The sequence below is a fragment of the Mucilaginibacter celer genome, assembly GCF_003576455.2.
GTDB lineage: Bacteria > Bacteroidota > Bacteroidia > Sphingobacteriales > Sphingobacteriaceae > Mucilaginibacter > Mucilaginibacter celer.
This window is the reverse complement of the sequence record NZ_CP032869.1, coordinates 1,259,184-1,285,381: the sequence shown is the minus strand read 5'-3', so window position 1 is coordinate 1,285,381 and position 26,198 is coordinate 1,259,184. Positions and strand designations below refer to the sequence as shown.

24 protein-coding genes are annotated in these 26,198 nt (G+C 42.7%); 16 read left to right on the top strand and 8 right to left on the bottom strand.

Features of this window, described 5'->3' with window-relative positions:
• Positions 1–65: 65 nt before the first annotated feature.
• Positions 66–3,353 (top strand): PAS domain-containing hybrid sensor histidine kinase/response regulator, encoded by a 3,288-nt coding sequence (locus tag HYN43_RS05300; RefSeq protein ID WP_119408456.1) that lies wholly within the window; start codon positions 66–68, stop codon positions 3,351–3,353.
• Positions 3,354–3,586: 233 nt separating this feature from the next.
• Here the strand turns inward: HYN43_RS05300 and HYN43_RS05295 are convergent, their stop codons facing one another.
• Together HYN43_RS05295 and HYN43_RS05290 are read right to left on the bottom strand one after the other, a co-directional pair.
• Positions 3,587–4,117, bottom strand: coding sequence for a DUF3347 domain-containing protein (locus HYN43_RS05295; protein WP_119408455.1), 531 nt, complete (start codon positions 4,115–4,117; stop codon positions 3,587–3,589).
• An 8-nt stretch (positions 4,118–4,125) separates the two neighbouring features.
• Entirely contained in the window at positions 4,126–5,373 is a 1,248-nt protein-coding gene (locus HYN43_RS05290; protein WP_119408454.1) for an ABC transporter permease, read from the bottom strand.
• Between the two features lie 254 nt (positions 5,374–5,627).
• Here HYN43_RS05290 and queA point away from each other — a divergent pair, with 254 nt between their 5' ends.
• Together queA and HYN43_RS05280 are read left to right on the top strand one after the other, a co-directional pair.
• Positions 5,628–6,677: a tRNA preQ1(34) S-adenosylmethionine ribosyltransferase-isomerase QueA gene (queA, locus tag HYN43_RS05285; RefSeq protein ID WP_091211398.1), complete on the top strand. Its 1,050-nt coding sequence runs from the start codon at positions 5,628–5,630 to the stop codon at positions 6,675–6,677.
• Positions 6,678–7,019: 342 nt separating this feature from the next.
• The gene (locus tag HYN43_RS05280) at positions 7,020–7,733 is read left to right on the top strand and encodes a 2-C-methyl-D-erythritol 4-phosphate cytidylyltransferase (RefSeq protein ID WP_119408453.1); all 714 of its coding nucleotides are present in this window, start codon (positions 7,020–7,022) and stop codon (positions 7,731–7,733) included.
• 36 nt (positions 7,734–7,769) lie between these two features.
• Here the strand turns inward: HYN43_RS05280 and HYN43_RS05275 are convergent, their stop codons facing one another.
• From HYN43_RS05275 to HYN43_RS05265, 3 genes are all read right to left on the bottom strand, one after another.
• On the bottom strand, positions 7,770–7,919 hold the full coding sequence (locus tag HYN43_RS05275; protein WP_110585189.1) for a lmo0937 family membrane protein: 150 nt from the start codon (positions 7,917–7,919) through the stop codon (positions 7,770–7,772).
• Positions 7,920–8,024: 105 nt separating this feature from the next.
• On the bottom strand, positions 8,025–8,246 hold the full coding sequence (locus HYN43_RS05270) for a DUF2795 domain-containing protein (RefSeq protein WP_002996718.1): 222 nt from the start codon (positions 8,244–8,246) through the stop codon (positions 8,025–8,027).
• Positions 8,247–8,320: 74 nt separating this feature from the next.
• Entirely contained in the window at positions 8,321–8,890 is a 570-nt protein-coding gene (locus HYN43_RS05265) for a cob(I)yrinic acid a,c-diamide adenosyltransferase (RefSeq protein WP_119408452.1), read from the bottom strand.
• A gap of 305 nt (positions 8,891–9,195) precedes the next feature.
• Between HYN43_RS05265 and HYN43_RS05260 the strand changes: the two genes are divergently transcribed.
• The 3 genes from HYN43_RS05260 (at position 9,196) to HYN43_RS05250 (ending at position 11,697) form a co-directional block, all read left to right on the top strand.
• Positions 9,196–10,221: a chitinase gene (locus tag HYN43_RS05260; RefSeq protein WP_119408451.1), complete on the top strand. Its 1,026-nt coding sequence runs from the start codon at positions 9,196–9,198 to the stop codon at positions 10,219–10,221.
• 67 nt (positions 10,222–10,288) lie between these two features.
• Positions 10,289–10,900 carry a hypothetical protein gene (locus HYN43_RS05255; protein WP_119408450.1) on the top strand — a complete coding sequence of 204 codons (612 nt, stop codon included), beginning with the start codon at positions 10,289–10,291 and terminating at the stop codon, positions 10,898–10,900.
• A gap of 35 nt (positions 10,901–10,935) precedes the next feature.
• Complete coding sequence (locus tag HYN43_RS05250) at positions 10,936–11,697, top strand: hypothetical protein (RefSeq protein ID WP_119408449.1); 762 nt, start codon at positions 10,936–10,938, stop codon at positions 11,695–11,697.
• Positions 11,698–11,785: 88 nt separating this feature from the next.
• On the opposite strand, the gene HYN43_RS05245 is transcribed toward HYN43_RS05250, so the two are convergent.
• The 3 genes from HYN43_RS05245 to HYN43_RS05235 form a co-directional block, all read right to left on the bottom strand.
• Positions 11,786–12,547: an ABC transporter ATP-binding protein gene (locus HYN43_RS05245; protein WP_119408448.1), complete on the bottom strand. Its 762-nt coding sequence runs from the start codon at positions 12,545–12,547 to the stop codon at positions 11,786–11,788.
• 136 nt (positions 12,548–12,683) lie between these two features.
• Complete coding sequence (gatC, locus tag HYN43_RS05240; RefSeq protein ID WP_119408447.1) at positions 12,684–12,974, bottom strand: Asp-tRNA(Asn)/Glu-tRNA(Gln) amidotransferase subunit GatC; 291 nt, start codon at positions 12,972–12,974, stop codon at positions 12,684–12,686.
• 133 nt (positions 12,975–13,107) lie between these two features.
• Positions 13,108–13,860: a lysophospholipid acyltransferase family protein gene (locus HYN43_RS05235; RefSeq protein ID WP_119408446.1), complete on the bottom strand. Its 753-nt coding sequence runs from the start codon at positions 13,858–13,860 to the stop codon at positions 13,108–13,110.
• Positions 13,861–13,900: 40 nt separating this feature from the next.
• Between HYN43_RS05235 and trpS the strand changes: the two genes are divergently transcribed.
• The 10 genes from trpS to HYN43_RS05185 all read left to right on the top strand — a co-directional run bounded on the left by trpS (position 13,901) and on the right by HYN43_RS05185 (position 26,109).
• Positions 13,901–14,896: a tryptophan--tRNA ligase gene (gene trpS, locus HYN43_RS05230; RefSeq protein WP_119408445.1), complete on the top strand. Its 996-nt coding sequence runs from the start codon at positions 13,901–13,903 to the stop codon at positions 14,894–14,896.
• Between the two features lie 105 nt (positions 14,897–15,001).
• Positions 15,002–15,616 (top strand): deoxynucleoside kinase, encoded by a 615-nt coding sequence (locus tag HYN43_RS05225; protein ID WP_109608057.1) that lies wholly within the window; start codon positions 15,002–15,004, stop codon positions 15,614–15,616.
• Positions 15,617–15,626: 10 nt separating this feature from the next.
• A complete protein-coding gene (locus HYN43_RS05220; protein WP_119408444.1) occupies positions 15,627–16,268 on the top strand; it encodes a hypothetical protein in 642 nt (213 codons plus the stop codon).
• A gap of 78 nt (positions 16,269–16,346) precedes the next feature.
• Complete coding sequence (kdsB, locus tag HYN43_RS05215) at positions 16,347–17,081, top strand: 3-deoxy-manno-octulosonate cytidylyltransferase (protein ID WP_119408443.1); 735 nt, start codon at positions 16,347–16,349, stop codon at positions 17,079–17,081.
• A 262-nt stretch (positions 17,082–17,343) separates the two neighbouring features.
• Positions 17,344–18,480 (top strand): FIST signal transduction protein, encoded by a 1,137-nt coding sequence (locus HYN43_RS05210; RefSeq protein ID WP_119409265.1) that lies wholly within the window; start codon positions 17,344–17,346, stop codon positions 18,478–18,480.
• A 10-nt stretch (positions 18,481–18,490) separates the two neighbouring features.
• Entirely contained in the window at positions 18,491–20,023 is a 1,533-nt protein-coding gene (locus HYN43_RS05205; RefSeq protein WP_119408442.1) for an ATP-binding protein, read from the top strand.
• 282 nt (positions 20,024–20,305) lie between these two features.
• On the top strand, positions 20,306–21,916 hold the full coding sequence (locus HYN43_RS05200) for a CTP synthase (RefSeq protein WP_119408441.1): 1,611 nt from the start codon (positions 20,306–20,308) through the stop codon (positions 21,914–21,916).
• 22 nt (positions 21,917–21,938) lie between these two features.
• Complete coding sequence (yidC, locus tag HYN43_RS05195; RefSeq protein ID WP_119408440.1) at positions 21,939–23,783, top strand: membrane protein insertase YidC; 1,845 nt, start codon at positions 21,939–21,941, stop codon at positions 23,781–23,783.
• Positions 23,784–23,999: 216 nt separating this feature from the next.
• Positions 24,000–25,364, top strand: a complete 1,365-nt coding sequence (locus HYN43_RS05190; protein ID WP_119408439.1) for an exonuclease domain-containing protein — start codon at positions 24,000–24,002, stop codon at positions 25,362–25,364.
• A 208-nt stretch (positions 25,365–25,572) separates the two neighbouring features.
• On the top strand, positions 25,573–26,109 hold the full coding sequence (locus HYN43_RS05185; RefSeq protein ID WP_119408438.1) for a pyridoxamine 5'-phosphate oxidase family protein: 537 nt from the start codon (positions 25,573–25,575) through the stop codon (positions 26,107–26,109).
• Positions 26,110–26,198 lie beyond the last annotated feature (89 nt).

Genomic DNA, 26,198 nt, shown 5'->3' with positions numbered 1-26,198 from the left:
TTGTAAAATTTACGCGCAAATTTATTAATTTAAGCCCTGTATTTTTGTTTTATTCTCATTAATAATTGATTAAAAAATTACTCAACATCGTGTCGCTAAAAGGCAAGGGATTGTTTTTAATCCAAAACGATGCCACCGTTTACCGGCTATTGCTTATAGGCTTATTAATTGCCAGCCCGTCGTTGCATTATCTGTGTTCGTATAACTCGTACGATCCATTCTGGCTTCGTCTTATAAGCTGTTTTTTTTGTTTGGCGGCACTATCCTTTTCTTTTTTAGGTAATAAAGTATACTATAAAATAAGCGTTAGCCTAACCATTACGTCTTTTTTGCTGATAAACAATTGCATTTTATTAGGGAAAAACGGCTTTGAGCATGTATACCTGTTTAGCGCTATAACCGTTTTTATAGCACTTACTCTTTTTTGCAAAAAACGCCTTGAGTTTGTATTAATAAGCGAAGCGAACCTGGCGGCCATTGTAACAGCTTATTTTACCGCGCCAAAACTGGCTATTTCGCCTACTGTGCTTGTAGTGCTTATTGTGATTTTTACATTGATAGCCTACTTATCGTTTTTAGTGGTAATGGCCTACCAGTACCAGTTGAAAAGCGCTGTAGACAACGTAATGAAGCTAAACCAAAACCTTGTTGTTAACGATGCCGAATTACGTGAAAGCCGCAAACACCTCAACGCGCTCATTAACTCGCTTAATGATATCATTTTTGAGTTTGATGAAACCAAAACCTGTATTAATGTTTGGTTTAATGAGATGACCGAGCGGCCCGTTAACCCGCGAATAGCGATAGGTAAAACGCTTGACCAGGTTGTAGGCCCCGAAAAAGCCGAGAAGTACGACAGGGCTTTAAATTATGTGATAGAAACCCGCAAACCGATATCGATAGAGTTTGATTCGGACTTCGATAGCGGTCACTCTTTTACCGCCAATTTTACGCCGATATTTGAACAGTCATCAGGTTATACCGGCCGTATTTCGGCATCGGTTGTTGATATAACCGGGCAAAAGAAATACGAGCGTAAGCTTAAAGAAAATGAGGACTTACTGCTTGAGGCCCAAAATATTGCCCGGATAGGCAACTGGTGGTACGATCATGAAACGAAGGAAACCTTTTGGTCGGCTAACTTAAACTCCTTGCTCGAAATTGAAAACCCACCCGAAGGTGTAAGCAGGTTTCAATATTACATAAGCATGGTACACCCTGATGACAGGGATGATGTTTTTGAATACCTCAATACCATCCGTACTACCCCTCAAAGTAAAATTGAACATAAATTTATTACCCCGGCGGGTAACTTAAAATACATCAGGATTCAACGCGGCGAACGGAAGCTATCGGCCAACGCCGAAACCCGCACTTTTGGTATTATACAGGATATTACCGAAGCCCGGCTGGCCGATAAGGCAGTTAAACTGAGCCAGCTGGAACTGATGGAAGCCCAGGCCATTGCTAAAATTGGCAACTGGAAATACGATGTTGCGTCGAGGCATATTTCATGGTCGGAAGAGTTGAATAACATTTTTGAACATAACCGGCAAACCTCATCATGCCACAGGTGCTTTGTTAAGTTATTGCTGAAGCATGCGCATCCTAACGACAGGCCCATTATAAGGCAAATGCTGCGCAGCAATGCAAACACCATGGATTCATCTTACGAATACCGTATTGTTACTCCAGCCGGCCATATCAAGCATGTTAGCATTATTGCGGGCAAGCGTTTATATAACGAAGACGGCAGTGTACGTAAAATCATCGGTACCTTACAGGATATTACAGAACGTAAAACTGCCGAAATTGATTTCAGAACCGCCGAAAGTAAATACCGCCAGGTGCTGGAAACCATTAACATGGCTGCCATAACGATTGATGATAATGGTTACGTTACCTTCTGCAATAGATACCTGGCCAATTTGTTGGGTTACACCCAAACGGAAATCATCGGGATGAACTGGATGGATCACCTTATTCCGGAAGATTTGAAAGATTACATGAAAAGCTGGTTTGCAAACAATGCCATTTTACCCCATTACATTAATCCGGTTATTTGCCGTAACGGCGAACGGCGTATAATAAACTGGCAAAACACTATATTTTATGATGAAAACGGCAAAATTAAAGAAGTAACTGCACTTGGCGAGGATATAACCGACCAGGAAAAAGCACGGCAGGATTTGATCTGGGCTAAAGAAGTGGCGGAAAAATCATCCAAGTTCAAATCGGAGTTCCTGTCTATCATGAGCCATGAAATCCGTACGCCGATGAACGCGGTAATTGGCACCACCAACCTGCTGCTAAGCGAAAATCCACGGGCCGAACAAATGGACTACCTTAACACGCTCAAATTTTCGGGCGAGAGCTTGCTGGCTATCATCAATGATATTTTAGATTATAACAAAATAGAGGCCGGAAAGCTGGAACTGAATCATTCGCGTTTTGATGTTCAGCAACTCATCCAAAAAATAAAGCAGCAGTTTATTCACCGGGCTACAGAGAAACAGCTTGCACTTGATGTTATTATAGACGGGAGCATCCCAGCCGAACTGATGGGAGATGCTATGAGGCTTAGCCAGATCTTAAACAACCTGGTAAGCAACGCTATAAAATTTACACATAAGGGCGGTGTAACCATAAGGCTTGACAGGGATATACTTACCGAAAGCACCGTAAGCATTAAATTTGCGGTTACCGATACCGGCATTGGCATCTCGCCCGAAAGCTTCAACATCGTTTTTGATCCTTTTATGCAGGATCAGCAGGTAATTAACAATGATTATGGGGGAACCGGGCTTGGTTTGGCCATTACCAAACGCCTGGTTGAACTGCATAAAGGTACCATCTCGGTATCGAGCGAATTGAGCAAAGGCACAACTTTTAATTTTACCATAAGCTTTGCGCTTGCGCCTGGATCGGACATACCTGCACAGCCGGCAGTGCCAATGAATATTACAGATCACAACTTGCAGGGCCTGAATATATTGGTGGTTGATGACAACAAAATGAACCTGATGATAGCCGCCAAGTTTTTAAAACGATGGAATGCGCAGGTGGCCGAAGCTATAAATGGCCGTATTGCTGTTGATATGGTAAACGCCAATAATTATGACCTGATTATTATGGACCTGCAAATGCCCGTTATGGATGGCTTTGAAGCAACCGCAGTTATTAAGGTATCGCATCCCGATTTACCTATTATAGCCCTTACTGCCGATGCCATGCCCGAAACCTACGAAAAAGCCCTGGCAGCCGGTATGGTTGATTATCTGACCAAACCTTTTGTACCCGAGGTGTTATATGCTAAACTGGCAAAACATTTAAAACAACCGGCGCAATTTTGATTTCGGATTTCGGATGTTCGATTTCGGATTTATTTTTGGGGGGGGGGATTACACCGATTATTTTTTGATTACACAGATTCTGGCCGTTGATTTAGATGGTTGCGTTGATTTCGCTGTTTTTTGTCTGAATCAGAATTTACAAAATTATAGAATTAACAGAATGTCTGCTGATCATTTATTATTCTGAAAATTCTCAAATTCTGTAAATTTTGATTCAGACAAGATCAACGGTCTTAATTAATCTGCTCCTTCACTGATCCGCACTCCTTCATGTGTTCAGGAAAATACGGATTCTCGATGGTTTTAGCTGCTGATAGCCAATAGCCGCCTTTACCTCCATCTGCCATCGGGCAAAAATCAACATAAATTGGTGCCGATTTAAATTTACCGCCTTTAACAAGGTCTACCACATCTTTACTCAAAGCCAAAAATGATTCACGCTGGGCTTTGATATCGCCGGCTTCGGTTATCTGGTGTGCTACAATTGCTGTTTCGGAGCAGCCTTTAATACCGGCCAGTCTTGCCTCCAGGGCCGAGGCAGCAGTTTTAACACCTGCTACATCCGATTTTAAAAACTCATCTTTTAGAGCGATGTAAGCTTTAACTACAGCTGCTGTATCCGCTATCTGCGTGGCTGCGGTTGTTTTGGCAGTATCGGCAGAAACACCCTCTGCTTTGGCGGTTTCCTGCTGTTGCTTAGCGGGTTGATTGCATGCTGATGAGGCAATAACCGCCAAAAAACATAGTGATTTAATAATTTTCATATTGCAAATTAGTTTGTGCGGATAGCTTCAACCGGATCGAGCCTTGAGGCCGAATAGGCCGGGATAATTCCCGCTATCACTCCTATTATAATTGAATAACTTAAGCCTGTTGCAATGTTGGCAGCATCGAGTATCACCTGTATATCAGCAGCAGCTTTTACAATTAAAGTACCCAGATACACAAAAAACAACCCGATTAACCCGCCGGCAAGGCAAAGCAATACCGATTCAATTAAAAACTGCAATAATATAAAATAGTTTTTAGCACCTAACGATTTTTGGATGCCGATAATATTGGTGCGTTCCTTTACCGAAACAAACATGATATTGGCTATCCCAAAACCACCCACCAGTACCGAAAACAAGCCGATAATAAAACCGCCTTTATTAACGATGCCAAAAAGCTCGTCGAGCTGCTGGGTGATCATGGTAGTGCGGTTGAGCGAAAAATTATCTTCGGCCCCCGGCCTTAGCCTGCGAATAGAGCGCATCAGGCCTTTAATCTCGCTTTCCACATCATCTGTAGGAATGCCTTTTTTACCCCGTACAATTATTGCCGGGCCGTATCTTGAACTTTGAATATCAATTAAGTTGCGGGCAAAGTTAAGCGGAAGCAATACTTCCTTATCGGTAGAGATGCCCAACATATCTTTACCCTGCTTGGAGAATACGCCTACAATAGTTACATAACGGCCCATTACCTTAATCTGTTTACCGATGGCATCACCATCCGGAAACAGGTTTTGAGCTATATCATAACCGATATTGGTAATCGGCGCGCCGGTTTTTGACTCGATTTCGGTAAAATAGCGCCCGCTTTCAAAATCAAAGTTCCAGGTTTTGTCGTGATCCTGCGATGCGGCATCAACCTGCGCGCCTTCTACTGTATTACTTTTATATTTGATGGTGCGGTTATCGATATTGATCTCGTAGGATAAAGCTTCGGCTGTTGTGATGCGGCGCGACAGTTCGTTAAAATCGCGCAAATCAGATTCGGGGCGTTGCAGGTACTTCCACCAGGGGAAGTCGCTGCCGCCAACCCAGGGCCATTTTTGTACGTAAATACTGTTATTACCCAGTTTATCCACACTGTGCTGCAGGTTGTTACGCAAAGTATCCACTGCCGATTTTACCGCTATAATGGTAAAAATACCGATGGTTACTCCCAACAGTGATAAAAACGTGCGTGTTTTATTTTGTCGCAGCGCATCGCCGGCAAATAAAAAACTCTCTCTTAAAAGTTTTAAAAAAATCATCTAACTAATTTTGATATTTCCTGTTAATCAATTTTATTGCACGCTTTTACGTGGGAATGTGCCGGGCAACCGCTTTTATTAACAATAAACAGCCTTTTGGGCGATATTTATTTTAGACGGTAACGGCTTTATTAAGTTACAGCATTTTGCAATTAATATAACAGTTGTGTAATTAAAATGCTTCTTAAAAAAATCTGTTAAATTAACAAAAAAATTTCGTACATTTGCGCCCTTGAAAATTCATAAACACAAACATGAAATTATCTCAATTTAAATTTAACTTACCTGAGTCCCTTATCGCCCATACTCCATCTGCTACCCGCGATGAATCACGTTTAATGGTTTTACACAAAGATTCAGGCAAAATTGAGCATAAAATATTTAAAGATGTACTTGATTACTTTCATGATAAGGATGTAATGATCCTTAACAATACCAAAGTTTTCCCTGCCCGTTTATATGGCAACAAGGAAAAAACAGGTGCAACCATCGAAGTATTTTTGCTTCGCGAACTGAACAAAGAATTACGCCTGTGGGATGTGCTGGTTGATCCGGCCCGTAAAATCCGCGTAGGCAATAAATTATATTTTGGCGACGACGATTTGCTGATTGCCGAAGTTGTTGATAACACCACTTCACGCGGCCGTACCATCCGCTTTTTATTCGACGGTACCGACGAGGAATTCCGCCGCAATGTAGAGATTTTGGGCGAAACACCGCTGCCAAAATACATTAAACGTAAAGCCACCGCCGAAGATAAGGAGCGTTACCAAACCATTTTTGCTAAACACGAAGGTGCCGTTGCTGCCCCTACCGCAGGTTTACACTTTAGCCGCGAGCTGATGAAACGCCTTGAATTAAAAGGTGTTGATTTTGCCGAGGTTACCCTGCACGTTGGTTTAGGCACCTTCCGCCCGGTTGAGGTTGAGGATTTAACCAAGCACAAAATGGATTCGGAGCAATTCATTATTGAGCAAAAACAAGCTGATATTGTAAACCGCGGTATTGAGCGTAAAGCACGCATTTGCGCGGTTGGCACTACATCAATGCGTACCATCGAATCGGCAGTATCGGCCAATAAAACCCTGAAAGCCGCTAACGACTGGACCAGCAAATTCATTTTCCCGCCGTACGATTTCAGCATTGCCAACTCCATGATCACCAACTTCCACACACCCGAGTCAACCCTGTTGATGATGATTGCGGCCTTTGGTGGTTACGAAAACGTAATGAACGCTTACGAGATTGCGGTAAAAGAAAAATACCGTTTCTACAGCTACGGCGACGCGATGCTTATCATTTAAAAGTTTTTTAATAGCATATATAAATTTGAGATGCGGGATTTTCCTGCATCTCATTTTTTTTGCGGTAGATTTTAGGGTTAGCCCATCAACTCCCAATCAAAACGAGCGGTGGCCCGACAGAAAAGCGGGCCGGGAGTATGGCCTCGCGGGCAGAAGCTTTTTTCTGTCTTGACTTTTTGGTTACTTTTGTGTCAAGACAAAAGTAACAGCCCCCGCGGCAAATGAGCGGCCAATGATTGTATCATTGCACAAAGCCGTTCGTAACCCCAAAAGCCGTATGCAAGTCCTACCCGGTGCAAGCACCAGAGGTTTAACCATTTAAAAGCTACAAACTGAAATTAAATGTCCTCTAACCACGAATCGTTATTTTCCAATATCCCAAAATACGTTATTATAGTAGCCGGTGGCTCGGGCAGCCGCATGCAATCGGCAATACCAAAACAGTTTTTGCTGGTGAATGGCAAACCTGTTTTAATGTACACTATCGAAGCATTCAACAATACAGAAGCAAACCCCCAAATCATACTTGTTTTACCAACAGATTATCACGAATACTGGCAACAACTTATAAAAAAACACACCTTCAATATCCCCCACCAACTGGTAACCGGCGGCGAAACCCGCTTCCACTCGGTAAAAAACGGACTGACTTTAATTACAGACCACGAAGCCTTAGTAGCCGTACAGGATGCTGTACGCCCACTCACAAGCCCATTAACCATCGATGAAGCTTATCAATGCGCCAATGAACACGGAACCGCCGTAGTGGCCGTTAAAAGCCGCGATTCTATCAGGCAGGTTAAAGATGGCAAATCGGTTAGTTTAATAAGGGATGAGATTTACCTGGTTCAAACCCCGCAAACATTTAAAGCATCACTGTTGCGAAAAGCCTACGAGCAGCCATTCAGCCCAAATTTTACCGATGATGCCAGCGTTGTTGAACAATACGGAGCCGAAATAAAACTAACCGAAGGCGATCACAGCAATATCAAGATCACCTTTCCCGAAGATATAGCCATTGCCGAACTACTTTTAAGCAAAAAGCCACAGGTATAATACCCGTGGCTTTTCTATTTGCAATACAAGGTGGTTTTATGCCCTCCTGATCACGCCTAACAGTACAGCTATAATAGCTATAACCAATAAAATGTGGATCAAGCCACCTCCAAACGGGTGAATAAACGCTCCAAACAGCCATCCAATAACCAGGATAACCGCGATGATGTACAATAAGCCTCTCATATTTGTAATGTTTTTAAGTAAATGTGTAATCACCTATACCAAAACCATTCCAAAAAAGGCTAACCAACAAAAAAACCCTTATTGCTAAGGGTTTCTTTATTGTTTTTAGTACTCGTCTTCGTTAAAAAAGAAGTCGTCTTTTGTCGGATAATCCGGCCAGATCTCTTCAATATTTTCGTAAGGCTCGCCATCATCTTCAAGTGCCTGAAGGTTTTCGATAACCTCTACAGGAGCGCCTGAACGGATAGCGTAATCAATTAATTCATCTTTTGTTGCGGGCCATGGTGCATCCTCAAGGTGCGATGCCAGTTCAAGTGTCCAATACATCGTTTTTATTTAATATTTATAATTATCGGTAAATTTTACGTTTTCGCAAAAGTATAACATTTTCAATTTGAAAATCAATATTTTTTTTCATTTTTCTTAACACGCGGTACCCACTGATTTTCAGGTATTTTATAATCATTTGCCAATTTGCGTGCCAGTGTGAACAGGTAATCGCTCAACCTGTTCAGATAAATATTCACTTTTTCATCAACTGTACTTTCTTCGGCAAGCTGCACGGTGATTCTTTCGGCCCGGCGGCAAACACATCTTGCAATATGGCAAAATGAAATTACATTATTACCGCCCGGCAAAATAAAATGCCGTAATTCGGGCAGGCTTTCGTTCATGGTGTCCATTTCGCTTTCCAGCAATTCCACATCCTCCAATTCCAGATCGGGTATAACCATTTTTGATTTTTCGGGATCGGCCGCCAGCGAGGCACCAATAGTAAACAACCTGTCCTGTATCTGCTTCAATACCTCCTTATCATGTGCATCAATATCCTGGTCGCCAATCAGCCCGATGTATGAGTTAAGCTCATCCACCGTACCGTAACTTTCAATCCGGATATGATGCTTGGGCACCCGGGTGCCTCCTATTAGTGAGGTTAACCCTTTATCGCCCGTTTTAGTATATATTTTCATGCTTAATTTAACAATAAATCACAACAATGCTTTTATCAAGTTCAAAATATCGCGCTTTAAGTCCAAAATTGTAAAACACATTCAACTTAAATCTTTAAACTTTCAACCTAACAAAATCTCACAATCAGCTAATTAAAACACCGTTAATTAAATCTTTTTTCGGGCATTGCTGTTATTCAAATCTATCATCTTAAATATCGCATTTCATAGCAATAGTGTATAATTTTTGCTAACGGAGTGTAATTTTAAAATGTTAGCTTAAACTTGCATTTGTAATATCATCAAACATATTTATCCGATACCTAATGAAATCGATCATATTATCATCCAAATTGCTTGCCATCTCCTTGTTTATACTACTATCAACAGGCTTTAGTTGCGGCGGCAGCAGCAAAAGCAATAGTAGCAGCGACAGCAGCAGCGCTTCGGTAAATAAACCCGCCGCTCCTAAGGTAAGCATGGCCAGTTTACTGAGCGAGCAACAGTTTAATGATCTGTTTCCGCAACGAGATAAGTTTTATACTTACGCTGCCTTTATTAAAGCTGCCGACGAGCTCGGGCTGATTAAAGTTAAAGTAACCCGCCGCGCCACCTCGGTTTACCAGCTGGTGCGTACCGATAAAAAAACGGGCAAAAGCGCCGTTGTGCGCCAGGATGTTGATTGGAACGAAGACTGGGCCAAAGCCAAACCCGGTAGCTCCTACACCATTGATTATGGTAATTTTTGTGCCGAATTTGCTGCAGATATCAATAAAAAGGAACTGGCCGCTTTTTTTGCCCATATAGCCCACGAAACCCGCCACGGTGTTAATGCCACTTATACCGATGGCCTGATGCTGATTCACGAAAGCAACACTACCCTGCCCTATATTAACGAAAACGACGAATACCCACCCGTTGCCGGCAAAAAGTACTACGGCCGCGGACCAATGCAGTTAAGTTACAACGGCAATTATGGCTATGCTTCGGATTGTATTTTGGGGGACGATAAGATCCTGCTTCAAAACCCCGAACTGGTTGAAAACGACCCGGTGATGGCTTTTAAAACCGCCATCTATTTCTGGATGACACCTCAAACGCACAAACCATCGGCACATGATGTGATGACCGGCAAATGGCAGCCCAATACCGAAGACAAAGCCGAAGGCCGCACACCAGGCTTTGGCATGACCATCAATATTGTGAATGGCGAGGTGGAGTGCAACAAAGGAGAAGACATGTATAACATGAACGACAGAATAGGTTTTTACCAGTTTTTTTTAAAGAAACTTGGCGTTACCGATGCGAACTGTGTGTGCTCTTGCGGTAAAATGAAACCTTATCATTATTGATAACCTTTTGATTTTTGTTGCTAAAAAGTTATTATTGTGTTAATATTTAACACTAAACTTTACCAAAGTGTCATCATTATTTGATACCGCGCAAATTCCATCACCTGTAACAGAAGTAGCCGACATACTTGTAACTCTTAAACAAGAGTTCAGGATTGAGCAAACCGGGCATATTGATTTTAACCTGGGTCAGTTCAGCGTGTTAAAAAATTACACCGATGTGCGCCTGCTGAGTTCGCACGCGGTAAAAAATAAAAATAACGATAGCTATATCCTTTTTACTGAAGCGCAGCCCAAACTTACCGATCATGGTAAAACCCAGCCTGTTGAACAGCACGTTTGGGCGCTGGCCTATTTAAAGCACGATTTTGGCCGGGTACTCATCAGACGCGAAACCCTTGTTGATAAGATCAAAGAACTCATCCACCCTGTTGAACTTGATTTTGCTGAAGACAAAGCTTTCAGTGATACTTTTTATATGCTAGTAAGCGACCGCCAAAAAGCAACCTCAGGTGCCGACCGTAATTTTCGTAACGTGGTGATGGATATCCGCCTGGATGATTTTGTGATTGAGATTGTTGAGCATACGCTTATTATCGGTAACACCAAACCACGCGGTGCTGAAAAAGCGCTGCATTTGGCCGAGTTTGTTTCGAGGCTTTGTACTACCTGTGATTAGCCCCGTAATAATATCATTATCCCCACCTACACCCTATGCGCAAATTAAACCTATTGCTTTTATTCATTTGCCTTATATTAAAAAGTTACGCGCAAACAGAAGCAGCTAAGTTTAAGCAAAGCTGGAAGAAGCAGATCCTCGGCACAACCGATATCAAACAGCAATTTGCTAATCACGATCTATCAAAACTATGGACAGTTACAGATAACCAATCAGTTTATGGTTTTATAGGCGATAACTATCAGCGTATAAGGATAAAATTCATTTCCATAAAAAAAGCCGGTGCTTTTACTTATGTTGTTACGGGCAAAACAAAAGTTAGGGATAACATTTGCAACTTTAAAGGCACTTTCACTATTGCTGATTTACGCAAATACCAGGGTACATCGTACGGGGTTGACAATAAATATAAAAACAAACTAAAAAACCAATATACCATTCTGGGAGATTATACCCTTACCGAAGACAGTACTCAAAAAAACACGGGGGTATTTAAGGGTATTTTTAAAACAGATTTTTATGTGGATAACAACAACAAAATACACTACGACGATATCGATATACACGCAGATGGCTTTACCAATAACGAATTTGTAGGCTCTTGGGCTCAATACACTACACAAAAAGCCAAACGATGTAACTGGGGCGATTATCGCATCCCCAACAGCGGAGATCTCGACGTTGGAGCCGGCGAATTCTCGGCCAATGAAAAATATATAAAGAATGGCTGGCTTGAAACTTACAATAAAAGTAAGCCGGCTACATCAAACAAACCTCCACTTGAGTGGTGGCAATAAGCAGGAAAACTATTCAACTATTACAGTTGGTAAAATATATTTCTGCATCATTTTATCAACCCACCGGGGGATAAAATTAAACAAGCACCTATTTTCCCTCTAACGAATCCGGAGCCTCTACGGCTCTCCTATCCACCGTTTGGATATTGGTATTCAAATAGTCCTTCTCAATCAAACCATCACGCATCCGTACAATACGGTGGGCATGAAGTGCAATGTCCTCCTCGTGCGTTACCAGGATAATAGTATTGCCTTTTGCGTGGATATCCTCAATAAGGCCCATAATTTCGATAGAGGTTTTGGTATCCAGGTTACCGGTTGGCTCATCGGCCAGGATAATGGATGGGTTATTGATCAGCGCCCTGGCCACCGCCACACGCTGCCTTTGCCCGCCCGAAAGCTCGTTTGGTTTATGATCCATACGATGACCCAAACCTACGTTCTTCAAGGCACCGGCCGCCCGTTCTGTACGTTTTTCCTTGGTTACACCGGCATAAACAAGCGGCAGGGCCACATTATCTAAAGCGGTATTACGGGGCAGCAGGTTAAATGTCTGGAAAACGAAACCAATTTCAGAGTTACGCACTTCGGCCAGCTGGCTATCCGTCATGCGGCTCACGTCGATGCCGTTAAGTACGTATTGCCCTTTGGTTGGCGTATCCAAACAGCCCAAAATATTCATGAGGGTTGATTTGCCCGAACCCGAAGGGCCCATCAGCGCCACAAACTCGCCTTTGTTAATAGATAGCGAAACTGATTTAAGTGCGTGGATCACCTCGGCACCTATTACATATTTACGCCCTATATCTTTAATAGTTATTAACGGTTTGGCAGTATTTATTGGCTCCATGAATTATTTTTTGGTTTGACTGCAAGAGGGGGTGGAATGTTACAGTTGGGAAGTCGAAAGTCTGAAGTTTTTAGTCAGAAGTTATTTTTAGTAGTGATGACTTAAGACTTTCGACTCCGGACTTAAGACTTAGAACCTACTTCTCAATAACTTTTGCTACCAAAAAGTAATCGGCATCATGCTTAGGGGCATTTTCCAAAGCTTCTTCGTGGGTAATTTCCTGTTTCACCACATCTTCGCGCAGCACATTGGCACCGGCGGTCATATACACAAGGGGTTCAACGCCGGTGGTATCCACTTCGTTAAGTTTGGCCATAAAATCGAGGATTTTACTCATATCCTGCATAGTTTCCTCTTTTTCGGCTTCGGTAAGTTCTAAACGGGCCAGGTGGGCTACTTTTTCAACTGTTTCTTTATCTATGGTCATGCCTGTTAATTACTATTCAAAAAATCTGGTAAACCCGGTTGAACGCGGCGCCCGTTTGAGGCGACATTTTTTGTGGGTTACGCACAAATATATTACAAATTACCGGTGTGATGCGGCATCGCATCAGAATTGATTATGCATAGGCCGAAACTGTGTTTCCTGTTTTTAGGTCGGCATTTATAATTTGATATACCTCATCGCGCAGGCTATCGGCATCATCTACGCTTAATGCAGATGTATCAATAGGTTTATGCACTTTAAATTTGCATATCCCCGGCTTGCTGCCGTACCGGATGCCGGTATCCCAAAGTATTTGCCAGGTATTGGCCGATGATACCGGGATAATAGGAATTTTAAGTTCGATAGCCAGCCTGAAGGGCCCGTTTTTAAACTCGCTAAGCTGCGGGGGATAATCATCGGCAATTTTTCCTTCAGGGAAAATAATGAGCGACATCCCTCCCTGCAATCTTTCGCCCGCTTTTTTAAATGCCCGGAATGACGACATTTTACTTTCCCTGTTTACCGGGATATCAACTGTACGAAAAAACAGACCGGTAACCAGTCCGTCTTCCAGCTCCTGCTTACCCATAAAACAACAATTGTTTTTTACCATAATGCTCATTCCCGAAATATCAAGATTGGAGGTATGGTTGGGGCAAATGATATAAGGCCTACTCCAGTCAATAGCCTGTTCATATTCAAACCTGTAAAATATGCCCACCAGGCCCGAGCTTACCCGTCCCAGCAAGCGTCGCACGCTATTCAGCCTGGGGTATCGCTCGGGTTTGCGCGAGAAATAATACAAAAAAGGCCACATCACAAAGTATCCAACGGCAACACTGGCCATATACAAATACACGTGCACTTTTTTCAATATCATTTTCATCTCCACCAAAAATATAAAAATTCCTTACTTTCGCCACACTATGGAGATTGTTGTTAGTGGTATCCGCTCGACCGGAAACTTACACTTAGGAAATTACTACGGGGCCTTGCAAAATTTTATAAAAATGCAGCATGAATACAACTGCTTTTTTTTTATTGCCGACCTCCACTCGTTAACTACCCACCCCACACCTGCCGATTTACATGGCAATGTAAAGCAGGTGCTGATAGAATATTTAGCCGCCGGCATCGACCCGGAAAAGGCTACCATCTACGTACAATCAGACGTACCTGAAGTAACTGAGCTGTATCTGTACTTAAATATGAACGCCTATTTGGGCGAGTTGGAACGCGCTACATCATTTAAAGATAAGGTACGCGCCAACCCCGAAAATGTGAACGCCGGCCTCCTTACCTACCCTGTATTGATGGCTGCCGACATCATCATTCATAAAGCCACCAAAGTACCTGTAGGCAAGGATCAGGAACAACACCTGGAGATGGCCCGCACCTTTGGCAACCGCTTTAACAGGCTGTACAACCACGATTATTTCCCCGAGCCTTATGCCTTTAGCTTTGGCGAGAGTTTGGTAAAAATTCCGGGATTGGACGGCAAGGGAAAAATGGGCAAATCGGAAGGTGAAGGTAATGCCATATTTTTGAGCGATACGCCCGAAGCAATCCGCAAAAAAGTGATGCGCGCCGTTACCGACAGCGGTCCGACAGTTGAAAACCAGGAAAAACCACAGGAAATTCAAAACCTTTTTGATTTGATGAAAGTGGTATCAACCCCGGATACTTTAACCCATTTTGATGAGGCTTACAACAAGATGGCCATCCGATACGGCGACCTAAAAAAACAGCTTGCCGAAGATATGATCCTGGCCACCGCCCCTATCCGCGACAGGATCAATGCCATCGCCAACGATGCCGATTACCTGCGCAAAGTAGCCGAAATGGGCGCCGATAAAGCCCGCGAAAGCGCTTCAAAAACAATCAGGGAAGTAAGAGAGATTATAGGGTTTAAAAAATTCTGATTCAGAATTTTCAGAATTAAAGAATTGACAGAATTTGAGCAGGTGCTTTTTTAATTCTGTTAATTCTGTAAATTAGGAAAATTCTGATTCAGACAACTAAAAAATATGCACTTAGCTATTGTAGGAAATATAGGCGCCGGAAAAACCACCCTTACCGAAATGCTGGCCCGCAACTACGGTTGGGACCCATTATATGAGGCTGTAGATAATAACCCTTACCTGGAGGATTTTTACAGCGACATGAAACGCTGGAGCTTTAACCTGCAGATTTACTTTTTAAACAGCCGCTACCGCCAGATCATCGATATCCAGAAAAGCGGTCGTAACATTATCCAGGACCGTACCATTTATGAGGATGCCTACATTTTTGCCGAAAACCTGCACGATATGGGCCTCATGACCACCCGCGATTACGAAAACTACGAGTCTATTTTCCAAAATATAACCGAGTTTATTAAACCGCCCGATCTGTTGGTTTACCTCAAGGCTTCGGTACCTACCCTGGTAAGTAATATCCAGCGCCGTGGCCGTGAGTATGAGATAGGCATCCGTTTAGATTATCTTTCAAAACTGAACGAGAAATACGATAAGTGGATCAACAACTACAAACTGGGCAAACTGCTGATATTGGATAAAGACAATCTTGATTTTGCCAATAACACCGAGGATATGGGTACTATTGTTAACCTGATTGAACGGGAAATTAACGGGTTGTTTTAAGACTTTAATTTTGAAAAAGCTTTTTGCGGTTATATTAATCCCTTTTTTTGGGGGATGCATTTCAATAAAAGTACTTGAGCTCAATGCTTTTAAAATATCCATTCCGTCTGATTGGAAATACATTAAACAACAGGGTATTGATTCATTTATAGGCATGCTGCAGGCGGGTAATGACACCCTTCATTTTGATTTTAGCATGAATGGATATGCCAATAGTCTAATATCAACCGAACAAGAGTACATTAAAAGGGAAGAATGGAAGCGTGGGCCATATTTTTTAAAGCCAGACATCACATATACAGCCGAATTTGATGTAAAGCCCGAGCGTGAACGCCAAATGAAAAAACTCGGCACAACAGATTCAACGAAAGTTCATGTAGAGGCAGATCCAAGCTATAAAACAAAAAGCGAGGTTAGCTTGCCCACAACAGATCAAAAGCTAAAGTATCCTAAAGCTGATTACATTGCTAAACTAACTTATAAGGATAGCAGTATTTTTGTGGCTATTGAAATTCCTCCGGAAATCAAAATGCACAATATCCAAATCGACAGCACAGATAGCTACATCATTAAAACAATATCGCCCAAAGTACCAGGAAAGGGGGATGACAGGAATTTATTTCCGTGGACGTTCATCAAACCTTACTTTTAATTTGTTGGGATATAATTTATCTCAACAAAATCAATCCTTAGCTTTACAGGCCTTTAAAACTATCGTAATAAAAACCAAATGAAGATATTAGGCATTATACCCGCCCGCTACGCGTCGTCACGTTTTCCAGGTAAACCAATGGTTGATATCGGTGGCAAAACCATGATACAACGCGTGTATGAGCAGGCAAAAAAATGCCAAAGCCTGAGCGAGGTTATTGTCGCCACGGATGATGACCGCATTTTTAACCATGTAATCGGTTTTGGCGGTGTGGCAGTAATGACCGGCGAAAATCACCAAAGCGGCACTGACCGCTGTGCCGAGGTTGCCCGCCTGCATCCGGATTATGATGTTATCATCAATATACAAGGTGATGAGCCTTTTATCGACCCTGAACAGATCACCAAATTAACGGCCTGCTTTAACGATACCGGCACCCAACTGGCCACATTAGTAAAACGTATTCTTACCGAGCAGGAGTTGCACAATACCAACTCGCCCAAGGTAGTGATTAATAGACTATCCGAGGCTGTTTACTTTTCACGTTCAACCCTGCCCCACATCCGCGGACAGGAACCTGAAAACTGGCTTGAATTTTATCCTTTTTTTAAACACATAGGTATTTACGGTTATCGTGCCGATGTTTTGCAGGAGGTTACCAAACTCCCTGTATCTCCCCTTGAAAAAGCCGAAAGCCTGGAACAGTTACGCTGGATAGACAACGGCTACCGCATAAAAGTTGCCGAAACCGAGTTGGATACGCATGCGGTGGATGTACCGGAAGATTTGGATAAGCTCAAATTCAACTTATAATTTCCCTAACCAGATAACGTTCTTTTTCGCCAACATTTTTGTTGCAACTATCCTGCCTTTAATCTCGTAAACCATTACTCATTACGCTTACAAAATGTGATTGATACCGGGTTAAACTATTGAAACATAGCACAACCATTAATAATTAAGTTTATTTACACAAACAACAAAACGCTTGATACTTTCGTAGTTTAATCAACTATTGCTTTTTAATTTATTAACTTCACGCAAAGCACCGCCCCCTGCTATAAACCTGATTGTTATGAGAATACGGCAGCACCATTTTAAAAATGAAGGTTGGATAAACTATTTTTCCGAGCCGGGGTTCAGTGCCGAAAAGTGCCGGCTGGTACTTGCATTCGGAGCACCTCAACTGATTATTGATCCGGCAATTTACAATCATCTTAAAAATACTTATCCTGCGGCCGATATCGTTTTTTCGTCTACATCAGGCGAGATCATAGGCAGCGATGTTTATGATGATTCGATAGTGGTTACTGCTGTTGAGTTTGAGGAATCATCCATCGCCTGCACATCAACACATGTAAACGAGCAGGCAGACAGCGCCGAAACAGGTGCTTTCCTGATGTCGCAACTGGAAAAAGAGGGCTTGAAATGCGTGTTCATTATTTCCGATGGTACTTTTATTAACGGCAGCGAGTTGGTTGACGGCTTTAACCGCGACAACCCGGGCAAAGTGCCGGTAACGGGCGGTTTGGCGGGCGACGCGGCGAGATTTAGCAGCACCTTTACCAGCCTAAACGCGGTACCTTCACAGGGCAATGTAATTGCAATCGGTTTTTATGGTGATAAGCTGCGTATCAACCATGGCTCGAGCGGGGGCTGGGAAGAGTTTGGACCTCAGCGCACCATCACCCGGTCGGTAAAAAATGTTTTGTTTGAAATTGATGGCAAAAGCGCCCTCGATCTGTATAAAGAATACCTGGGCGAGTATGCAGCCGAATTGCCTGGCTCGGCCTTGCTTTTTCCGCTTTCGTTAAGTATTGAGGGAAGCGATAAAAAGCTGGTACGCACCATACTAAGTGTTAATGAAGACGAAAAATCAATGACCTTTGCAGGCAACCTGCCCGAGGGAAGCAAAGTACGCCTGATGAAAGCCAATTTTGAAAAATTGATCAACGCTTCCTCAACAGCCGCCACCGATTCGATCAATAGCCCCGAACAGGCCGATTTAGCCATACTTGTGAGCTGTGTTGGCCGCAAACTGGTGCTTAATGATCGTACCGATGAAGAACTTGTGGCCGCTAAAAGTATTTTTGGCGATAAAACATCCATGGCGGGTTTTTATTCGTATGGAGAACTATCCCCCCTAAACAAGGGTTCCAACTGCGAGTTGCACAACCAAACCATGACCATTACCACCTTTACCGAGATATAGATATAGTTTTATGGAGTACCATTACCTGTTAGATAAGCAGATTAAAAAAATGCTCCCGGCGCAATACCTGGAGGATGAGGCTATTTTGCAGTTTTTGGGTGCCATAAACGGTAGTTTTAAAAATTTCGACAAGTCGATAAAACTGGCCGATCACGCTTTTAATATAAGCGAGCGGGAATACGTTACAGTAACCGACAACCTGAGGCAGCAAAACGAGATCAAACAACGTTCGATATCACAATTAAAGGATGCCATTAAGGCGCTGAGCCCGGATACTGAATTAAACATTTCTGATTCGGGCGATGATCTGATCCATATCATCAGCTTTTTACAGGAGCTGATTACCAAGGCTAAAGCGCTGGAAATTGAGTTGATCCACTCGAAAGACCTTGCCGAAAAGGCGGCTATGGCCAAATCGCAGTTTTTGAGTGTGATGAGCCACGAGATCCGCACACCGATGAACGCGGTGATCGGTTTTACGCATTTACTGATCCACCAGGATCCGCGGCCCGACCAGATGGAATTCCTCAACTTCCTCAAATTTTCGGCCGAGAACCTGTTGGTGCTCATTAATGATATCCTGGATTTCAGCAAAATAGAGGCCGGTAAAGTAGAATTTGAAAATGTGGATTTCAGCCTAACCGATCTCATCAAAAACATCCGCCTGGCGCTGCTTCAAAAAGCTAACGAAAAAAACATCCAGATAAAACTGATGATGGATCAGGACCTGCCCAATGCCATCATTGGTGATCCGGTGCGTCTTGGCCAGATCCTGACCAACCTGATAAGCAATGCTGTTAAATTTACCCACCAGGGCAAGGTAACCATAACAGCTACCCTTGCGGAAAGTAAAAAAGGTGAAGCAACAATTGATTTTGAGATTGCTGATACCGGTATAGGCATCACTCCTGATAAAATTGAAAGCATATTTGAAAGCTTTACCCAGGCAAGTTCTGATACCACACGCAAATACGGAGGCAGCGGGCTTGGCTTAACCATCACTAAAAAGCTGCTGCTGTTATTAGGCAGCGATATTACAGTTGAGAGCGAGTACGGTAAAGGCTCGGTATTTAAGTTCAACCTTACTTTTAAAACCAGCCGCCGGCAACTTAACAGGCATAACGATAACGAAGAATTTTACGCCTTAAAAAGCCTGAAAGGCACCCGCCTGCTTATTGCCGAAGACAACCAGATCAATGTGATACTGGCCAAGCAGTTTATGAAACAGTGGGATGTAGAATGCGATGTTGCAGAAAATGGCGAAATAGCCCTCACCCTTGTGCAAACCCGCGATTATGATATGGTACTGATGGACCTGCAAATGCCCGAAATGGACGGCTACCAAACCACCCGCGCCATCCGCGAACTACCCGGCGAGCAATATAAAACCCTTCCTATCATAGCGCTAACCGCCTCCGCTATGCTGGATATTCAGGATATGGCTTTTACCGTGGGGATGAATGATTATGTGAGCAAGCCCTTTAACCCGAATGAGCTGCACCGAAAGATTGATTTGTATAGCAGGCAGCGTGAAAGGGTTTAAGTTCAGTTTGCAGTTAGAAGTATGCAGTTTGCAGTAATTTTATTTTGATGTTTGAAGCCTCTGATTTCGTATAGCTGTCAGCGATAATCCATTTGCTAAAATATACTGTACTGCCAGCGCATCCACACAACAAACTAACAATCAAAAAATTACATTCCGCATAAAATTAACAGTCCCTTTTTTCTCAACAGATGTGGTGAACCCTGAAAATTTTCGTACTTTTGTATCCCGTACAGAAACAATTGGTCGCGGCATAAAAGCCCGGTCATTTTTAAAAAAATCATGACTAAATATATTTTTGTTACGGGCGGTGTTACCTCATCGTTAGGAAAAGGTATTATCTCTGCTTCATTAGCCAAACTACTTCAGGCGCGCGGTTATCGTGTAACCATTCAAAAGTTCGACCCTTATATCAATATCGATCCGGGAACATTGAACCCTTACGAGCACGGCGAATGCTATGTTACCGAAGATGGTGCCGAAACCGATCTTGACCTTGGCCATTACGAGCGTTTTTTGAATACCCCTACTTCAAAAGCCAATAACATTACCACCGGTCGCATTTACCAAAACGTAATTAACAAAGAGCGTGAGGGTGCTTTTTTAGGAAAAACTGTACAGGTGGTGCCCCACATTACCGATGAAATAAAAAGAAACTTCCGCATTTTGGGCGAAAGCGGCGATTACGATATCGTAATTACCGAGTTAGGCGGTACCGTAGGCGATATCGAGTCATTACCATATATTGAGGCTGTAAGGCAGTTTCGCTGGGAGATTGGCTCGGCCAATTCACTGGTTATCCATTTAACATTGGTACCTTTCCTGGCTGCAGCCGGCGAGTTAAAAACCAAACCAACCCAGCACTCGGTTAAAATGCTGTTAGAATACGGTATTCAGCCCGATGTGTTGGTTTGCCGTACCGAGCATCACCTCACCAACGATATCCGCAAAAAAATTGCCCTGTTCTGTAACGTAAATATCAACGCGGTTATCGAATCGATAGATGCTCCAAGTATTTATGACGTACCCCTGCTGATGCTGAAAGAACAGCTGGATAAAACCGTGTTAACCAAACTAAAGCTTCCGCATAAAAACGAGCCTGATCTGGAAAGCTGGAAGGACTTTTTGGGCAGGTTGAAAAACCCAACTGCCGATGTACGCATAGCTTTGGTTGGTAAATATGTTGAATTGCCTGATGCTTACAAATCAATAACAGAAGCCTTTATTCACGCCGGCGCCAAGCAGGAGTGTAAAGTAAGGGTTGAATACATCCCATCAGAACAATTAACGCCCGAAAATGCGGTTGAAAAACTGAAAGGCATGCACGGTGTGCTGGTTGCCCCGGGCTTTGGCGAGCGTGGGTTTGAAGGCAAAATTCAGGCTATCCGCCACGTACGCGAAAACAATATTCCGTTCTTCGGCATCTGTTTAGGCATGCAATGCGCAGTAGTTGAATTTGGCCGCCATGTGTTAGGCTTTGAAAACGCCAACAGCACCGAAATGAACCCCGATACCCCCTACCCTGTTATCGGCATGATGGAGGAGCAGAAAAACATTACCCATAAGGGTGGCACCATGCGTTTGGGCGCTTACCCTTGCGATATTAAAAAAGGATCAAAAGCGGCTATGATCTACGGAAAACCACATATTTCTGAACGTCACCGCCACCGTTACGAGTTTAATAATGATTATTTAAAACAATACGAGGCCGCAGGCCTCACCCCATCCGGCATAAATCCTGATAACGGCCTGGTGGAGATTGTTGAGTTAAAAAATCACCCGTTTTTTGTCGGTTCGCAATTTCATCCCGAATTAAAATCAACAGTTGCTAATCCGCACCCACTTTTTATTAACTTTGTCGCCGCTTCGCTGGCTTATGCCCGCAAAAAATAAGTAATTGTACGATAATTAGATAATGGATAGAAATACGTTTACAGGATTATTCCTGATCATGGCGATCATAGCCGGCTCGATATACTTTTTAAAGCCATCAGAAGCCGACCTTAAAAAAGAGCGCGAAGTACAGCACCAGGATTCACTGAAAAAAGCGGGATTGGCCAAAACTACTGCTGCCAATAAAACTACCGCTAACTTTGATACTGCCAAAACTGCTAAAGTTGATTCGGCCTTGTTAAAAATGCCTTTTGGTGCCGCTTCGGTTGGCAAGCAGGAGTTTGTTACCATCCAAAATAAAGAGTTGCTTGTTAAATTAAGCACACAAGGTGGTAAAGTAGCATCGGTTGAATTAAAGAACTATAAAACCTTTGATAAAAAACCACTGATACTATTTGATGGCGATAAAAATCAGTTTGGTTTAAAATTTGCCGCCGGTGTTGCCAACATCAATACCAATAATTACTTTTTCACCCCAAGTGTAAAAGAGCTTAATGTAGCCGAAAAAGATTCGGGCTCGGTAACGCTGCGTTTAAGCTACAGCCCTACCCAGTATATTGATTATGTATATACCCTGAAAGGTGAAGGCTTTAAACTTGGCTTAACCATTAAACCTACTGGTTTGGATGCTGTAATTGCCAATAGCAGCGCTTTGAACCTTAACTGGGCAGCCAGCCTGCACAAACAGGAAAAGGACATGAAGCAGGAGCGCCAGTACTCAACCGTGTATTATTACAATACCGATGGCGATGTTGACTACCTGAGCGAAGGCAAAGACGATCAAAAAAGCATTAGCGATAAAAAAATGAACTGGGTTGCCTTCAAGCAACACTTCTTCTCCAATGTACTGATAGCTAAAAACAGTATTGCTAAAACTGATATTTCTGTCGCCACCGATGTAAATGATACTACCGATGTAAAACAAATGAAAGCCGACCTATCGCTTACCCGCGGTGCCGACGGTACTTTCCCTTTAGAGTTTTACTTTGGCCCTAACCGGTTCAATACATTAAAAGATCAGGGGCATGACCTGGATAAACTGGTTAACTTGGGCCCGGGTCCGTTAAAATACATTAACCGTTTTGCCACCTTGCCGATATTTAACCTGCTTAACAAATTTAACTGGAACTACGGCCTGATCATTTTAGTGCTGACCGTGTTATTAAAGCTGGTATTATCGCCGCTTACTTACAAATCATACCTATCGATGGCTAAAATGCGTGTATTGAAGCCCGAGATGGATGAGATCAAAGCCAAAGTTGGTGAGGATAACCCTACCCTGTTGCAACAGGAGTACCTGAAGCTTTACAAAAAAGCAGGTGTTAACCCATTGGGCGGTTGTTTGCCGTTGGTTATCCAAATGCCTATTGTTATCGCATTCTTTAAGTTTTTCCCAAGCTTATTTGAGTTAAGGGGACAAAGTTTTTTATGGATGCATGACCTTTCAACCTACGATTCGGTTATTAAATTCGCACCTATTAGCCTTATAGGCGGTGTTGATCACATCAGTTTGATGTGTTTACTGATGACCATCTCAACACTGATCTACACTTACTTCAATAACCAAATCTCGGGTGCTACCGGGCAAATGAAATATATAGGTTACATTACACCTCTTATTTTCCTTTTCACCCTTAACAGCTACCCATCAGGCTTAAACTATTATTACTTTTTGGCCAACATGTTCACCTTTTTACAGCAATACCTGATTAAGTTTATGGTTGATGATAAAAAGATCCATGCCCAGATCCAGGAAAACAAAAAGAAACCTGAAGATACTAAAAAGAAAAAATCGGGTTTCAGCGCCAAAATGGAAGAGATGATGAGGCAGCAACAACAGGTGCAGGCTAAGAATAAGAAGTCTTAAGTCGGAAGTCCGGAGTCGGAAGTTTTTGTCCGAAAGTCGGAAAGACCGCAAGTCCGAAAGATATGAAGCCCTTGGGAATTAGTTCCAGGGGCTTTTTCTTTGCTTGCTTTAACAAGCCGTTTCGCAAAAAACTTTCGGACTTACGGACCGTGGACTTCCGGACTTATTTTTTAAAACAGCTAAAATAATTAGCAAAATTGTATTACATTTGAAATAATGTATGCAATTGTCGATATCGAAACCACCGGGGGGCATGCCAGTGCAAATGGTATTACCGAGATAGCTATTTGCATACACGATGGTAAAAAGGTTGTAAAGCGTTTTGAGTCGCTGATTAATCCGCAGCGCGACATTCCTATTTATATCAGCGCTTTAACCGGCATCACTAATGAGATGGTTAAGGATGCTCCTGTTTTTGAGGATGTGGCAGCCGATATTTACCACCTCATTCACGGAAAAATATTTGTTGCCCACAATGTAAATTTCGATTTTTCTTTTGTGCGATATCACATGGCTGCTGCCGGATATGATCTGCAAAGCAATAAACTGTGCACCGTTAGGTTAGGGCGTAAAATAATGCCGGGACTGCCATCATACAGCCTGGGCAGGCTATGCAAACATTTAGGTATCGATAATCAGGCACGCCACCGGGCCATGGGCGATGCCGAAGCCACCGCCGAACTCTTTACTTTATTATTAAATAGCGATACCGAAAATCATATCAAACAATCGCTGAAACAAGGTTCGAAAGACCAGGTATTACCGCCCAACCTCTCCAAAAAAGATCTCGACCAACTGCCCTACACACCCGGCGTGTACTACTTTCACGATCAGAAAGGCAAGGTGATATACGTTGGCAAAGCTAAAAACATAAAAAAACGGGTAAGCAGCCATTTTACGGGTAATAATCCCGGTTTTCAGCGGCAGGAATTTTTGAAAAATATTTACCAGATCAGCCACCAGGTTTGTGGTACCGAGTTGATTGCTTTTGTATTGGAAGCTATTGAAATTAAGCGCCTGTGGCCAAAGTATAACCGATCATTAAAACGGTTTGAGAATGCGTTTTGCCTGTATGCGTTCGAAGATCAGCGCGGCTACATCCGCCTGGCGGTTGATAAATACCGCAAATACAGCGATCCGATATATACCTGCAACTCCCTGCTTGATGGTTATAATTTATTAAATAAGCTAATTGAAGCTTTTGATCTTTGCCCTAAACTTTGCTTTATACAAAAAAACAATGATGTATGCAGCAGCAGTTTGGGAAGCACCTGCGCCTGCGAAGGTGTAGAAAGCACCGATAACTATAATCAGCGGGTAAATAACGCTATCAATCAGCTTAAACAGGCCTTACCAACCTACGCCATCCGCGATGAAGGCCGTACCGGCGATGAGCATAGCTGTATTTTGGTAGAGAAAGGACAGTTTTATGGTATGGGCTATATCTCACATTATTTTGACGCCGATAATGTACAGCAGCTTAAAAATCACCTTACCCCTTACCCCGGAAACGATTACATCAAAAATATTATAGCCACCTACGCTTCTAAAAATCCCGAGCGGATGGTAGTGTTCGGGTGATGTTGGTTGTCTGAATCAGAATTTTCAGAATTTAATAATTAACAGAATAAGAGAAGTTGCTTCCGGAGATTCTCTTACGCGTAAATTTGCCGACACACCATATTATAAACTTATTCATCAATAATTATCCTTAAAGTTAAATCCAATCAACACAATATCCATTTTAGCTGGTTATGCTTATATCATTTACCAATAAAAACTAAAAATAATGGATAGCATTAATCAACAACAGCCCGAGGATAACATGAAGGATTTGAACGGTCCGGAGGCTATGGATAAGATCAAAGAGCTGGCAAAAAGCTCTAAAAGTTGCTTCTTTGTAAGCAATATCAAAACCGGCGTTCCGGCTTCGGTAAGGCCGATGTCGGCACAAAAAATTGATGATGAAGGCAACTTCTGGTTCCTGAGTGCAAACGATAGCCATAAAAATGCAGAATTGGCAACAGATCCCTTCGTACACCTGCTTTTTCAGGGTTCTGCCTACTCTGATTTTCTGAATATTTATGGTATAGCCACAGTTACTGAAGACAAGGAAAAGATTAAAGAACTATGGGAACCAACCTTAAAAGTATGGTTTACCGAAGGGATAGATGATCCGCGCATCAGCGTGATCAAAGTTGAGCCTACTGAAGGATATTACTGGGATAACAAGCACGGCAATGCGGTTGCCTTTGTAAAACAGCTGGTAGGCGCTGCTATCGGCAAAACTATTGATGATTCGGTTGAGGGGAAACTGGAAGTCTGAATCAGAATTTTCAGAATGAAAGAATTAACAGAATAGAACGGGGAAAGGCTTGAGCGTAACATCAAGCCTTTTTTATTTCAACTGTTGTT

What these genes read in the sequence shown, in the direction of transcription:
- trpS (WP_119408445.1), top strand. Translation starts at nt 13,901, where the DNA reads ATGGAGATTGTTGTTAGTGGTATCCGCTCGACCGGAAACTTACACTTA.
- gatC (WP_119408447.1), bottom strand. Translation starts at nt 12,974, where the DNA reads ATGACCATAGATAAAGAAACAGTTGAAAAAGTAGCCCACCTGGCCCGT.
- HYN43_RS05245 (WP_119408448.1), bottom strand. Translation starts at nt 12,547, where the DNA reads ATGGAGCCAATAAATACTGCCAAACCGTTAATAACTATTAAAGATATA.
- HYN43_RS05205 (WP_119408442.1), top strand. Translation starts at nt 18,491, where the DNA reads ATGGAGTACCATTACCTGTTAGATAAGCAGATTAAAAAAATGCTCCCG.
- HYN43_RS05225 (WP_109608057.1), top strand. Translation starts at nt 15,002, where the DNA reads ATGCACTTAGCTATTGTAGGAAATATAGGCGCCGGAAAAACCACCCTT.
- HYN43_RS05235 (WP_119408446.1), bottom strand. Translation starts at nt 13,860, where the DNA reads ATGAAAATGATATTGAAAAAAGTGCACGTGTATTTGTATATGGCCAGT.
- HYN43_RS05270 (WP_002996718.1), bottom strand. Translation starts at nt 8,246, where the DNA reads ATGTATTGGACACTTGAACTGGCATCGCACCTTGAGGATGCACCATGG.
- HYN43_RS05190 (WP_119408439.1), top strand. Translation starts at nt 24,000, where the DNA reads ATGTATGCAATTGTCGATATCGAAACCACCGGGGGGCATGCCAGTGCA.
- HYN43_RS05200 (WP_119408441.1), top strand. Translation starts at nt 20,306, where the DNA reads ATGACTAAATATATTTTTGTTACGGGCGGTGTTACCTCATCGTTAGGA.
- kdsB (WP_119408443.1), top strand. Translation starts at nt 16,347, where the DNA reads ATGAAGATATTAGGCATTATACCCGCCCGCTACGCGTCGTCACGTTTT.
- HYN43_RS05210 (WP_119409265.1), top strand. Translation starts at nt 17,344, where the DNA reads ATGAGAATACGGCAGCACCATTTTAAAAATGAAGGTTGGATAAACTAT.
- HYN43_RS05250 (WP_119408449.1), top strand. Translation starts at nt 10,936, where the DNA reads ATGCGCAAATTAAACCTATTGCTTTTATTCATTTGCCTTATATTAAAA.
- HYN43_RS05260 (WP_119408451.1), top strand. Translation starts at nt 9,196, where the DNA reads ATGAAATCGATCATATTATCATCCAAATTGCTTGCCATCTCCTTGTTT.
- HYN43_RS05275 (WP_110585189.1), bottom strand. Translation starts at nt 7,919, where the DNA reads ATGAGAGGCTTATTGTACATCATCGCGGTTATCCTGGTTATTGGATGG.
- HYN43_RS05290 (WP_119408454.1), bottom strand. Translation starts at nt 5,373, where the DNA reads ATGATTTTTTTAAAACTTTTAAGAGAGAGTTTTTTATTTGCCGGCGAT.
- HYN43_RS05280 (WP_119408453.1), top strand. Translation starts at nt 7,020, where the DNA reads ATGTCCTCTAACCACGAATCGTTATTTTCCAATATCCCAAAATACGTT.
- queA (WP_091211398.1), top strand. Translation starts at nt 5,628, where the DNA reads ATGAAATTATCTCAATTTAAATTTAACTTACCTGAGTCCCTTATCGCC.
- HYN43_RS05265 (WP_119408452.1), bottom strand. Translation starts at nt 8,890, where the DNA reads ATGAAAATATATACTAAAACGGGCGATAAAGGGTTAACCTCACTAATA.
- HYN43_RS05185 (WP_119408438.1), top strand. Translation starts at nt 25,573, where the DNA reads ATGGATAGCATTAATCAACAACAGCCCGAGGATAACATGAAGGATTTG.
- HYN43_RS05295 (WP_119408455.1), bottom strand. Translation starts at nt 4,117, where the DNA reads ATGAAAATTATTAAATCACTATGTTTTTTGGCGGTTATTGCCTCATCA.
- yidC (WP_119408440.1), top strand. Translation starts at nt 21,939, where the DNA reads ATGGATAGAAATACGTTTACAGGATTATTCCTGATCATGGCGATCATA.